Annotated in this window: 15 protein-coding genes; 8 read left to right on the top strand and 7 right to left on the bottom strand. The window is 34.4% G+C overall.

Annotated features, from left to right (window positions below; genetic code table 11):
- Positions 1 to 75 precede the first annotated feature (75 nt).
- Positions 76 to 801: a reverse transcriptase family protein gene (locus F981_RS04190; protein WP_004718714.1), complete on the bottom strand. Its 726-nt coding sequence runs from the start codon at positions 799 to 801 to the stop codon at positions 76 to 78.
- 227 nt (positions 802 to 1,028) lie between these two features.
- On the opposite strand from F981_RS04190, the gene F981_RS04185 reads away from it, so the two are divergent.
- Positions 1,029 to 1,655 (top strand): hypothetical protein, encoded by a 627-nt coding sequence (locus F981_RS04185; RefSeq protein ID WP_004718712.1) that lies wholly within the window; start codon positions 1,029 to 1,031, stop codon positions 1,653 to 1,655.
- Between the two features lie 238 nt (positions 1,656 to 1,893).
- On the opposite strand, the gene F981_RS04180 is transcribed toward F981_RS04185, so the two are convergent.
- The gene (locus tag F981_RS04180; RefSeq protein WP_004718710.1) at positions 1,894 to 2,571 is read right to left on the bottom strand and encodes a hypothetical protein; all 678 of its coding nucleotides are present in this window, start codon (positions 2,569 to 2,571) and stop codon (positions 1,894 to 1,896) included.
- Positions 2,572 to 2,658: 87 nt separating this feature from the next.
- Between F981_RS04180 and F981_RS04175 the strand changes: the two genes are divergently transcribed.
- The 4 genes from F981_RS04175 (at position 2,659) to F981_RS04160 (ending at position 5,200) form a co-directional block, all read left to right on the top strand.
- On the top strand, positions 2,659 to 2,979 hold the full coding sequence (locus tag F981_RS04175) for a hypothetical protein (protein WP_004718708.1): 321 nt from the start codon (positions 2,659 to 2,661) through the stop codon (positions 2,977 to 2,979).
- A gap of 10 nt (positions 2,980 to 2,989) precedes the next feature.
- A complete protein-coding gene (locus F981_RS04170) occupies positions 2,990 to 3,802 on the top strand; it encodes a hypothetical protein (protein WP_004718706.1) in 813 nt (270 codons plus the stop codon).
- A 74-nt stretch (positions 3,803 to 3,876) separates the two neighbouring features.
- Positions 3,877 to 4,509: a hypothetical protein gene (locus F981_RS04165; RefSeq protein WP_004718702.1), complete on the top strand. Its 633-nt coding sequence runs from the start codon at positions 3,877 to 3,879 to the stop codon at positions 4,507 to 4,509.
- Positions 4,510 to 4,549: 40 nt separating this feature from the next.
- Entirely contained in the window at positions 4,550 to 5,200 is a 651-nt protein-coding gene (locus F981_RS04160) for a hypothetical protein (protein ID WP_228129016.1), read from the top strand.
- Positions 5,201 to 5,334: 134 nt separating this feature from the next.
- On the opposite strand, the gene F981_RS04155 is transcribed toward F981_RS04160, so the two are convergent.
- Positions 5,335 to 6,354: a carbon-nitrogen hydrolase family protein gene (locus tag F981_RS04155; protein WP_004718698.1), complete on the bottom strand. Its 1,020-nt coding sequence runs from the start codon at positions 6,352 to 6,354 to the stop codon at positions 5,335 to 5,337.
- Positions 6,355 to 6,602: 248 nt separating this feature from the next.
- Here F981_RS04155 and F981_RS04150 point away from each other — a divergent pair, with 248 nt between their 5' ends.
- Both F981_RS04150 and F981_RS04145 read left to right on the top strand, forming a co-directional pair.
- Entirely contained in the window at positions 6,603 to 7,544 is a 942-nt protein-coding gene (locus tag F981_RS04150) for an AraC family transcriptional regulator (RefSeq protein WP_004718695.1), read from the top strand.
- 338 nt (positions 7,545 to 7,882) lie between these two features.
- Positions 7,883 to 8,641: an SIMPL domain-containing protein gene (locus tag F981_RS04145; RefSeq protein WP_004718693.1), complete on the top strand. Its 759-nt coding sequence runs from the start codon at positions 7,883 to 7,885 to the stop codon at positions 8,639 to 8,641.
- Positions 8,642 to 8,700: 59 nt separating this feature from the next.
- On the opposite strand, the gene F981_RS04140 is transcribed toward F981_RS04145, so the two are convergent.
- The 3 genes from F981_RS04140 to F981_RS04130 form a co-directional block, all read right to left on the bottom strand.
- A complete protein-coding gene (locus F981_RS04140) occupies positions 8,701 to 9,006 on the bottom strand; it encodes a hypothetical protein (protein WP_004718691.1) in 306 nt (101 codons plus the stop codon).
- 221 nt (positions 9,007 to 9,227) lie between these two features.
- Positions 9,228 to 10,547 carry a DUF445 domain-containing protein gene (locus tag F981_RS04135; RefSeq protein WP_004718689.1) on the bottom strand — a complete coding sequence of 440 codons (1,320 nt, stop codon included), beginning with the start codon at positions 10,545 to 10,547 and terminating at the stop codon, positions 9,228 to 9,230.
- A gap of 28 nt (positions 10,548 to 10,575) precedes the next feature.
- Positions 10,576 to 11,142, bottom strand: coding sequence for a CC0125/CC1285 family lipoprotein (locus tag F981_RS04130; protein WP_004718687.1), 567 nt, complete (start codon positions 11,140 to 11,142; stop codon positions 10,576 to 10,578).
- A gap of 239 nt (positions 11,143 to 11,381) precedes the next feature.
- On the opposite strand from F981_RS04130, the gene F981_RS04125 reads away from it, so the two are divergent.
- Positions 11,382 to 11,909 carry a dihydrofolate reductase family protein gene (locus tag F981_RS04125; RefSeq protein WP_004718685.1) on the top strand — a complete coding sequence of 176 codons (528 nt, stop codon included), beginning with the start codon at positions 11,382 to 11,384 and terminating at the stop codon, positions 11,907 to 11,909.
- Positions 11,910 to 12,008: 99 nt separating this feature from the next.
- On the opposite strand, the gene F981_RS04120 is transcribed toward F981_RS04125, so the two are convergent.
- Entirely contained in the window at positions 12,009 to 12,548 is a 540-nt protein-coding gene (locus F981_RS04120; RefSeq protein WP_004718682.1) for a DUF924 family protein, read from the bottom strand.
- Positions 12,549 to 12,712: the final 164 nt, after the last annotated feature.

Genomic DNA, 12,712 nt, shown 5'->3' with positions numbered 1-12,712 from the left:
ATTATATTGATAATGAGGGATAGGTGTTAGCTTCGCAGAACGCCCATTATGTTAAATGATGTAGGTAATATACTTCTATTTAGGAATTTTGCATAAACTCCAAGAAACTAAGCCACGTTCACTTAGAATATTGTTTTGATGTTTGGCTGCTCTAATTTTTTTTAACGTTTTTCTAGTTGGATGTACTGCACACATTGATACCCCAACCCCTGTAATAACAACTCTTCCATTCTTTTTATCTTGGAATTTTGTTTTTTTACTATTAATTTTAAGGTTAAAGCCTTTTAATATTTGTATAACCGTTGCGAGAATATATTTTCTTTCCATTAAATCATTAAAGCTAAAGGTAAGATCATCAGCATATCTAGTGTAAGTAATATCTTTATTTTCAATTGCTTTCATAATCAAGCTGTCGATTTCAATCATAGCAATATTTGCTAAATACGGGCTTGTTGGATATCCTTGTACTATTTTTCTATTTACTAATACAAGATCAAGTATTTGATTTGATATGTAATTCTCTAGCAAACTTTTTGGAAGACTCTCAAAAAAATTCTCAATGTCTAAAGATAAAATAAAGCGATTTTTTATATGAGTAGCTGCATTAGTTACACAATTTTTTCCTTTAAGAAATGCATGATCACAATCGTAAATATAATTATTTTGATAAATGTTTTCTAAGCTTTTTAATAATGTTCTTAGGAAAGCTTTTAAATTTTCGTTCGGAACATAGATTTTTCTAATTTTTCCATTTTTTTTAGATATACACTTTTGTGTATAAGAAAATTTTTCTTTATACATAATTTACGGAAATTCCAATAGTTTCAATGGATGAAGCGTTAGCTTCACTAAGCCTAGCGTAGCTGCTTCAAATATTCGGTGATAACCGAATAACCTACTAGATAAGCAAAAAAAGAATAGTGGACGAAACATCAACACCTAGTTGTTTTGCTGAAGCTAAACTATGTATAAAGTGTACATATTATTTAAGATATACCCATAAATAACAATGATTTTTTGGAATAAATATGCCTAATTTAGATCATTACCCTGAATATTATTCACCAGATGGTGGACCTTGGGATGACCCTTGTTGGAATGATGACTGGGAAATAGACTTACTAGCTAAAGGTTATAAGACTATCGCTCAGTGGAATGACCTTGGTCGCGTTGTCAAAAGCGGAAAAAAGGGAATTTATCTGTCATGTGCAAGACGTTATGTTTTTAACATACAAGAGACTGAAGAAAATATTAGATTAGCAAAATTTTTTAGTAAGAAAAGAAATAAGCTTATTCCGGTAGGTCGAAAAATAGACAATATCATGAGTAAAGATAAGCTAATTATATTTCTTATTCGTAATAAATTTGAATATATTCAAACAGTTTCCAATGTATGGAAGGATGCATTTAAATTATCAATCAAGTCAAATCATCTTTTTATTTTATTTAGAAAAAATGGAGTGGATATCAAACTCTATGATGGTGAGTTAGGTGAGTATTCTATACAAATGGAAAAATATAGTTTCCAATCTGGTCGAAGAATATCCTTTTCATATAATGAATCTTCTATGTCAATTTTTTATTTTATTGTGCAACTAGTATTAGTTTTTAATATAGGTGGAAATATAAAATTTATGATGGAAGCAGTAGAGTAATTATTTATATTCTCTAAAATTAACATAATACAGCTTATACGAAATGCTTGAAGCTTCCCTTTTTGCATCAATATCTTAGCCAAAGCCGTTTCAGCATTCAGCGCACTGGAACGGCTTTTTCTTGATATTTCACGTTCGATGCTTTTTTTAATCAAATTTCGCGTGATTGAAAATCATAAAGACTTTTTACCAAATATTTTTGAACATACTAGATTGAATAGCTTTTTTACTGGTTTGGTTAAAACTCTCTAATTTCTAATGGCTCATCCTGCGTATTTGAAATATGACCAAAGATGTACTTATCCTTATTTTGAAAAAAAATATCAAAGCTTTGGCTCATTAAGGGATCATACAGGCTTTGTTTTTGATAAATCACTGTTATTCGATTGATGTAGTAATTTATCCAGTCCGTTTCATTGCTAAAAGCGCAATAATCTTTGAGATCTCTATAAAGATGTTGTAAGTCTGTTGAAATGCTCTCAATGTTGGGGTGAAAGAGCCAAACCGATATATCCAGTGGTTTAACAGCAATCAATTTGTACGGCTGTAATGGATCAAATCGCTCAATTTTATAGAGCTGTGCACCATGTTCGCTATAGCTCGAACACAACAATTTCGTATTTTCCACCTGGAAATAATTTGTTCCAATTTCTAACTCTCTCATCTGTCTTGAAATTTCAAGACATTGAGGAAGTTTATTTAGATCTGAATGCGCTAATTTTTTAAATAGCTCAATAGATCTACTGACAACGTAGTCTTCACCAGTACCTGTAATGATACCGTTATCCCACGGATAAATTTTTGAAGCCATTTCTATGTTGAATTGGCTTTGCGTTGTTTCTTTTAAAACAATTTTCTTATTGTCTGCTGCAATAATGGCGCTGTCATTTAATTGTATCGCAATGATAAAAGTCATAATTTTATTGTAAGTTTTGAATTATTGAATTTTTATATTAAACTATAATTACAAATAATTTTAGTAAAACTTAATAAAAGGTGGGCTATGGCAGGCGGTTCTCAAATTATTATCAATAAAAATGGCATAACCATAATCACTCCAGCAAAGTTTGAAGTAAAAGCTGGGCAGCATATTTTTAAGAGCGGGGAAAAGATATCTTTAAAAATACCTTTATTGCCTGAAACTCAACAAAACAGTCTACGATATAGATTTGTAGATGATGATTCAGCTCCATATGCGAATACGAAATATACTGCATATTATGAAAATGGGAGAGAAGTCAAAGGCGTGACGGATAAAGATGGCTGGACAAATACTTTGTATAGTTCACATCCACAAGAAATAAAAATACACTTAGAAATATGATGAAATCGCTATGGCTAATAATCAACTTAACACTTCAAATGGTATAACAGCGCCAGAAGGTACCCAGATCACTCAAAAGATAACAAGAAAAAAATCACTATTTCTTTTCTTTTGGATAGCAGAAGAGGATAAGGCTAAAAATGTGTTTTCAGAATCAGCTCATACACGTATGAAAAATATAAAAAGAACAGATTGGTTTGATGAAAACATTCATAAAGTTCATTGTCCACCAGTACATAAATTTTCTGAATTTCAATCTATTACAGACTACTGGTTTAAAGAGTATGGTGGGAAAAATAAAGTGATGGTTAAGGAAATTGGAATATTTTCTCATGCTGCACTTGATGGGCCAATCATAGTGAATGATAGTATTAATGATCCCGATAGAGTCCCATACCAAAATCCCTACACTGGAGAATACAGTTATACACAATTAAATTTAATGGGGTGGAGTAAACTAAATTTTTATTGGCATTCATCAAATCCTCGAATGACTTTTTTTGGTTGTAATACAGCCCATGAAGCAAAGAGTTTTGCAAAGAATATTTCACAATTATCCAATTTTAAAAATGTAGAGGTTGGAGGGCAAGTAGATTCAAGCTTTCCATCATTTTATCCATCAAGTAGAAGTACTACTTTTGCAAGAAATAAAAATATGGGATGGTTTACTGGTGATACATATATGGTTGCTAGTGAAGCAGGTAAAGGAATGCAGGCAACCTTAGTATGGATAAAAGCCTTACCTATGAGATTTTATAAAAATGGCATACTTTTATATGCTAAGACACAAGAGTTTTTTAATTCACCAGATCAAAAAATATGAAATTTGGAAAAAAACTAATATTTTCAATCAGTTTAGTATTGATTTTAATAGTAATAATTATTAGGTACTTTATTATGCAAACACAAGCTAATTTTATTGTGGAAATAGATAATGCTAAAAATTATAGTCATGATATTGTTGTAAATTATAATAGTGTAAATATTACAAATGGATATCATCGCTTAAATAGAACACAAACATTACTATCCAAAGGTAATATTTATAAAATGGAACCACAAGGCTCCCAAGTTATAGAATATTATATTAAAAATAAATCTGGCTATCTATATAAAGGTCAATGGAATTTAGAATATCATTCAAATGATGAATCGCTTCACCCAAGTAAAAAGAAAGATAACAATAAATATAAACTCATTATTACACCAACAGAAGAAAGTGTTATCTTTTCAAATTATAGAAATGATGTGAAAATAAATGTTGAAGAGGTTAAATTTTCACCTAAAATAGGTAGAAATTATTTTGATGAACCTATTGACTTGAGTTTTTTTACGAAATTTAGTCTTCCTAAAACATCTAAATTTGAACCATATTTATCAGAGTCAGTGCTTGAAAAACTAAAAAATATGCAAATAGAAGAACTAAAGGAAAATAATGCTTATATTATTGAAAAGCATGTGAAAAAATTAAATTTAAATGATAAAGAGATTCAAGAACTAAAAGATCTAGAACTCATTAGAGCAGAATAATAGCATGCTCATTATGCAATACTAATTTAGGGTGGAATTCGTGTTGAAAAATAAAAAAATAATTTTTCTGATCTTCTTTATATTTTTCTTAGGATGTTCACAAGATATGCAAGAGTCCACTCATTTAAATTTTAGTATAGAAAATAAGGAAAGTTTGAAAGATTTAAATGTAAATTTATTTACATATAAAAAATATTTTAATTCAAAATGGTACGGCTTGGTTAAGAAAGAAACAATTGTTAATCAAGGAGATTTAATAAAAAACACTTCGATTAATTCTAATGTTTTTTATTATGAATTTTATGTGTTTAATACTAATTTTAATAAAATGTATTATACCGAAAATATTATTAAGGATAGTGTTGTAGAAAATGGCTACTCTTTTGCAGAGGATCACCTAAAATTTAAAGTTTATAAAAATAAAGAGTTGTTTAGTGGTGGTATTTTATATTACAAAAAAATTGAAAACTCTGGAGTAAAAAAATTTATTTACTATGATCCGAACAAAGCAAAGTTTGAACTTACACAATTAGAGCCTGATACAATTGCGATCCTAGAATCTATGACATTTGAAGAGTTGTTAGAAACAGATAAGCTATTAAATAAAGATATTTTAAAATTAAAAAATATGTCTATGAGTCAAAAGAAAAAGCTAATTGAAGTGCATAGTATGAAAAAATTCGAGGCTTGAGATTTTAATTACATAAAACATTTCACATAAAAGCCCTCTATAAAATGAAAGGCCCTTATAGAACCTTCCTTTAATTAAAAATTAACCAAGATTGAGTTGTACCGCTTATACAACCAAAAACAGCAAATCCTTATTTATTCTCCTTCAACCTCCAATTCTGCTGTCACATCAATATTTGTTGGCTCTATAGAGGAACGTACAGCGGGTGCTGAATAAATCAAGTTGGGTTTATGTTGAGCATTAAAGAACAACTGAAAAACATCAGGACGAGAATAATGCCCTACAGGATCTGCTGCATTTTTGGCAAAAATAATATGATTAAGATCAATGTCAGCGATTAACAGACCCTCTTCATCTTCGGCAAGTGGAGTGACAAGATCACCACCATCAGGGCCATAAATTCGTGATGCACCACCACCAGTTTTTAATAACTGTTTCTTTGTGTCATCGGTACATAAAGCGTCAATCATTTCCTGAGAAACCATCGCACAAGATGCAAGCACAAAACATTGTCCTTCAGCTGCATACAGACGTGAAGCTGCATTGTTGACTTCTGCGCCGAGTGCGGCAGTCATATCCGTATATAAGCTAAAACTAGGCCATGCTGCGATATGGATTTGTTCGTGCTGCGAATACATTGCATAACGGTTTAAGGGCTGTAAATGTTCCCAGCAGCACAGCGCCCCAATGCGACCAAGTGCAGTGTCATAGACTTGCAGAGAACTACCATCACCTTCACCAAATAAGGTGCGCTCTACATGGGTGGCTTTTAATTTTCGACGTACAGCGATAGTTTCCCCATGATGATCAATAATCCATTGGGAAATATACAGACTGCCATGATCACGCTCACTCAAGCCTAAAACCACATGCATATTATGTTTTTTTGCAGCATCCGCAATTTGTTTGGCTTGGTCACTTTTAAGCTCAAGTGAGTTGAGATGGTATTGATATACCCATGGCATATTTGCAGCGGGAGAATCTAGCCATAAAAACCATGGATAGCCAGGAATCCAAGTCTCTGGAAAGGCGATAAGTTCAACCCCTTTTTCTGCTGCTTCGGCAATAATTTTGATGGTTTTGTCTACGCTTCCTTGTAAGTCGAGAAATGCAGGAACCGCTTGTACACAAGCGACTTTAATTGAAGTTTTCATGAGTGATCCTTTCTCAATAACTAAGCAATATTGCACTTTTGGTTATAAAGCTAAAGATTGATCAGGGGGTATGCTGAGCAGGAACAAAACATAGATCTATACGGAACTAAAAATCCAAATAATGATTTCAAATGTAAAAGAGATAAATTTTGCTTGATCTCAAGGTTAGGAGACGCTGAGTTGAAGGTTTACAAATTATGCTAAACGGATTAGCTTTATTGCATAAGCGTCTAAGAATAAGAGAGACAATGATGTTTAACTATGACACAAGGCGTGTCAAAAATAAGCTGCAACGTGACTATTGGCAGGATGCGATTAGTCAAGTATTTGTACCATTGACCTGTAATGTTTCTGTACAGGATGGCTTTTTTGGTGCTTTGTCTGCAAAACATATAGGCAATATTCAACTGGTTGAAATCAAAGGCTATGGTCAACATGTTGAACGGCATGCCTCCAATATTAGACATAGTCATCATGATGAGATTTTATTTATCTTCCTGATAGAAGGCCAAATGGGTGTTCAGTATCATGGTCGTGAACAATGCCTCAGCAAAGGGCAATTTATTTTTCATGATACCCAGCAGCCGTATGATTTGTATTTGAATGGACAATTCAATCAACTGGTTCTCATGTTCCCTCGTGAGCAATTTCAACAGTATTTTGGGCGACCTGACCAGTTGTGCGGTCATGCTTTTGGTGATGGGCATCCACTGAAAATTTTATTATTAAATTACGCACATGATTTATTTTGGTTCCCTGAGCAGGCTTCAACAGAACTTCAGCAGGTGGTACTGCATAAATTTTTTGATTTACTCCGTTATGTGGTTCTTGATCAGATCAAAGACAAAACGCCTCGATCCAGTAGCCACAGCATGCTCGTACAGGTCAAGCATTTAATTCTGGAGCACTTAGACAATAGTGGGCTGAGTATTCATGATATTGCTCAAGATCTTCGTATTAGTTCGCGATATATCAGTAAACTTTTTCAACAGAATGAAACCACATTTGGCCGTTATGTGATGCAAAGTCGTTTGCAATTAGCCAAGAAGATGTTGATACAGACCAATGAACATACACATAAGATTAATCAAATTGCCTATCAATGTGGATTTGATGATATGTCAAAATTCTCACGTGAGTTTAGAAAACATTATGGTATATCACCGAGTATGATGCGTAAGATTAACTAAATAGAACTACAAAAGAGTGAGAACTAAAATTACCGATAAGATGATTGCTAAATTTTTCATTTTTAAGCCCACAAGATCTAAACTGAAATTTCATTCATTCGTTTCAGAGCAATTTTAGATGGCTTAAACGCACTTTAGCAGTGACTTTAAGCGCTGAATCAGATCATGTAAATTTCATATGATGATTAGATGAATTATTTTGATTTTTATAAGGCGTTATTAATTTTTATCAGCAATGCAAACCATAAAGCAATATTGTTTATAGGGGCAAAGTGGGTTGACTTGTTGTAGGATCCTTACTATAACTTATTTATAATAATTTTAGCGATACTACAATAATGGAAAATAAATCAATTACATATAAAACTTTATGGGTCTTTGCACTCATTCTAAGTTTAGGATTCATTATTTCGGCAAGTGTCATGGGCTATGCACTTAAGCAGTTTAATGGTGAAAAAAATTCAATAGTGGTCAAAGGGTTGGCTGAAAAACCTATACAAGCGGATCTAGCGCGCTGGGAGATTCATCTGCAAACCAGTCGTGCTTCAGACAGTGTTTCAGCCGCCTATCAATTGTTAGATCAGGAAGTAAAAGCACTACAAGATTTCTTTGTTGAGCACGGGTTTAAGGCAACAGAAATGAAACTGGGTAATAAAAGCTCTCAACCCTATTATGAAGAAGTGAATCAAGGCGAGGGAAAATTTACCCGCGAGTTTAGAGGCTATACTGCGATGCAATCACTAGTGATAAATAGTCGTGATATTCAAAAGATTGAGAAAGCCGCAAAAGATGCATATTTATTAGATGAAAAAGGCATATCCATCGAGCAAAAACCGCAGTATTTGGTGTCGAATCTAGAAGAAATAAAAATGTCATTGATCGCCAATGCAACTAAAAATGCGCATAGCCGTGCCAATGAGTTTGCAAAAGTCGGTGGGGTAAAAGTCGGTGCGATGCGTTCTGCAAGTCAGGGTGCGTTTTATATTTTACCTGAAAGTGGTTCTGATGATGATAGCGATTATGGCGGTGCTTATGATAAAGCCACCATTAATAAAATTGCGCGTGTTGTCGTGACCATCAATTATGCGATTGATTGATACAGCATTTAAATTTATAAAAGTGCAGTGTTAAAAAATGGGAGTTAAACTCCCATTTTTTATTGTTGCTCATGCTCTTTGTAATACTGATGCTTTCTTTTGGCGTTATGCTTCCAACTTTTGGCAACTTTATAGACATAGGTTGGTAAATCATCCCAAGCTTGAGCCAAGCCGTTACCACGTGCAACACGAATCTTAAGAGGATAGTCTTTATATTCAATTATATGTAGAAAATAAAAACTTCTCTCTTGGTGTGTACTAAATGCTTTATAATAAAGGCTTTTAATATTTGGATAACGCTTCGAAAAGCAATCATCAGGGTTCCTTTTTATAGAGTTTTGATATTGATATTTTAGATTTTTCACGGTTCCTCCTAGGTAACATTACCTAGAAGGGATCCTTTGCAAAATAATTCATGGTTTTAATCCTAAAAAGTTAAGAATGATTTCTTTATTCTTTTAGCATGTCATCAGGTAAAATTTGATTTATAACCATTCTTCTGTGATGTTTTACTTTTTGCCGAAATAGTACGAATCACTTCCGTTGAATCTTCAACCTTTGTTGCATCATTTAAAGCCTTATATTCTTAAATCGCAAAATCAATCACAGCACGAATCACACCTAAACTTAGACCAATAAATGCACCGACCACAACACCATTAACACGGATCATATGTAAATCACCGCCTACCTCATTTTCAATCTTGGCGATCATTTCGGTTGAGTCCCATTCATGGATACGTTGACTAATAAACTTAATCACTTTCTCACTATATTGGTCACTTAAATTGATGGCAATTCCGCTGATTCGATCATTCAGCAATTCACGTACAGACTGATTTTGCATCAAGTTTTCACCGAGCTGCTGAATGGCGATACGTAAATTCATGGCAATACCCGAGTCTGCTTTAAGCAAGTCAGATTTAACCGCATCACATAAAATCACCACAGCACCAGTAATAAAGTTGAGTACTGGTTCGCTGTCTAACAGGGCATTCTTGGTTTCATTTAAACTTATGCTGGCATGGCTATTGTTATCCGCCAATTGCAACATAAGCTCATGTGCAGCTTCTTCAATTTTTTGACGAATTGGATGCTCCTGATCAGCAAGCATGGATTCCACTTTTTCAATCACTGAATCAATGGTGCGTTGCTCAACATCAATCCCAATCCAGCTGGCACCTTTGGCAAGGCGTGAAACACCAAGTTCTTTAAACATAGTTTGGGTAATTTCACGGGTTTTTTCAGGATGGGTCATCATCCATTCATGGGCAATATCCAGTCCACGTTGTAATACATCTTGATGGAAATCATTTTCTAAAACTGCACGCAACATTTCACTTGCCAATTGGTTCATTCGAGTATTTCGAACCCATTGCACACTGTTGTTTTGAATAAAGCGTCCAATTTGGTCTTGCCCGACAAATTCGAAAATTTTTGGAACCGTTTGCTGAATCACATCCACCACTTGACCGTTATTTTTAGGATTGGCCAGCCATTGACCGACAGCAAAACTAAGATCAATACTTTTTAAACTACGTTCAACAATTTGTGGAGATAGAAAATTTTCTTGGACAAATTTACCCATTGATTCCGCAATACGTGCTTTATTACGTGGAATGATTTCGGTGTGATCTTTTAAAAATTTAGGAATGGGGATTTTCCCAAAGGGATTACGAAACAACACGGTAATCGCATACCAATCGGCTAAGCCACCGACCACGCCAGCTTCAGCACCCAGCATGAGAATGTGAATAAACCAAGCATATTCAGGCATCAGTTTGGCGGAAATGATCAAAGCAAACCATGCGACAACAGCCACCACCAAGGCGATGGTCGCAAAGCGTTTGCTTCGATCTAAGTTTGGAATTTCATTGAGAACTTCACTTTGTTCAATTCCGCTCATTCATTTTCCTAAATCGATTTCTGCATTTTTATTTCGTTGATGTTACCGCATCAGGCTGTGGTTGCAGTACTTGTCCTGTCGGACTAACACCATATTTTTGTCCTAAAGATTGCAAAATCAGACGAGCGTCAAAAGCATCATTCGGTGATGATTTTTTATCTTTATAACATTCTATCGTATAGGAAATTTGCACAGGGTCAATGGTCACCACTTGTGGCATATCATAAAATGGGTCATTCCAGAACACTGGATGACGACGATAGCCCCAGCCATATGGATAGTAGTTTGATGATGGGTAAACTACTGCTTTACGAGGCGGTTGCTGAGTGCGATTACTTGGATCATCTAAAACCTTGAAGTAAGTAAACCCATTTAAAAGCGTTGTTTGTGCGGCTTTGACAAGGTTAATTTCTTCAGCTGTTCCAAAACTCATATTGCTATTGCCTTGGAAGCTGATGCGATAGCTATGATCGTTAAGTGGAACCGTAGTGTATTGCCCAAGCTGGTCAAAGGTACGTGGTTTGCTTGGTGTTGTCGCACAACCTGTGATGGTGAGCGCCGCAGCAATAGTTAGACCAATGAGTACTTTGTTCATGTGTCTCTCCTTTCCATTCTTCTGGATGGAATTTAATGAATTTATAATCCTCAGTATATTGTTCTAAATTGATGGACTGACAATGAATTTCAAGAAGAATTTTGTTAATTCAGGATGATACTCAACAAGATAAATGACTGTTCACGTAAAATTTAAACAATAAGCCTTATATTATGCGTATTTGATCCATGATAAAAAATGAAGACTGTTAAGAGTGAAGGCTGTTGAAAGAGGGTTAAATGAGTATTCAAATTAAAGGGTATATTGCAACAAGCGCAGATGGCTATATCGCAACACCAGATGGTTCTGTAGCGTTTTTAGCGCCATTTCAAAGTATTGATTGTGGATATGATGATTTTATCCAAGATATCGATATCGTGATTATGGGGCGTAAAACCTATGAAGTGATTTGTTCTTTTGCTGAGGCGTGGCCTTATCCAAACCAGAAAGGATTTATCGTCACTTCTAATCCTGATTTAGCTTTAACTCATGCCTCGCTTTCGCGCTGGAACTTAGCTGTGGACGAACTTGTTGAGCACCTTAAACAGAATTATAATGGCAATGTCTGGATTGTCGGTGGAACACAATTGCAGAACACCTTTATTGAACAGAAGCTGCTCAATACTTTAGAGGTTTTTATCATGCCTGTTCTTCTTGGAAAGGGCATACCGCTATTTCCAAGTTTTGACTCGCATGAACAGCAGTTAAAGTCCATACATGCAGAAATGATTGAAAATACCATTATTAAACACAGCTATGTTTTCTAACGCTTGTTGTTTCTGATGGTTCAGCATGCTTTGATGCGTTGGTCAAACAGCTTATGCAAAATGTTTCTGCATAAGCTGTTTAGATAAAAATAAATAGGATTAAAAATGACTATTCGGCTGTTTTAAAAATTCAATTTCTTCTGCCGTTGAGCTTCGCCCTAAAATTTGATTACGGTGAGGATAACGCCCAAAACGATCAATAATCACTTTATGCTTTTTCTCAAAATCTAAATTGAGTGGATTGCCCAGCTCTTCAAAAAGTTGTAAAGCTTGGATATGGATAATTTTTGATTCACTATGCATAAATGGCATATACAGGAATGAACGCTGTTCGGGGCTTAATTGTTGATCTAAATTCAGCTGAATTGCTTCTTGTGCTAGCGCAAGTGCCAAGGCATCTTGTGCAAAAGATTCAGCATGATCTCGATACAAATTACGCGAGAATTGATCTAAAACAATAATTTCAGCCAAGCGACCTTCTGCTGTGGCACGCCAAGTCCATAGCTCACAATGTTTGGCTTGATCCAAGGTATGTGCAAATCGCTGGTGCAAAGTTTGATCGAATGCGTCACTTTTTGCGAACCAAAATGGTTGAGTTTCTTCACTAAACCAAAAATCGATAATTTCTTGATAATTCATAGTAGTTACAATTCTTTAGTGGTAATTTTTCTATAAAATCACAAATTTTAGATGTCTTGTAGAGGTAGTTTGTGTTAAAAACTTTTCCGAAATAAAGTGAATAATTCATTTAAAACAACGATGCTTATACGTGTATATCGATAAATAACGTTATACTGCGCGCA

The sequence above is a fragment of the Acinetobacter guillouiae CIP 63.46 genome, assembly GCF_000368145.1.
Lineage (GTDB): Bacteria > Pseudomonadota > Gammaproteobacteria > Pseudomonadales > Moraxellaceae > Acinetobacter > Acinetobacter guillouiae.
This window is presented reverse-complemented; position numbering and strand designations above follow the sequence as displayed.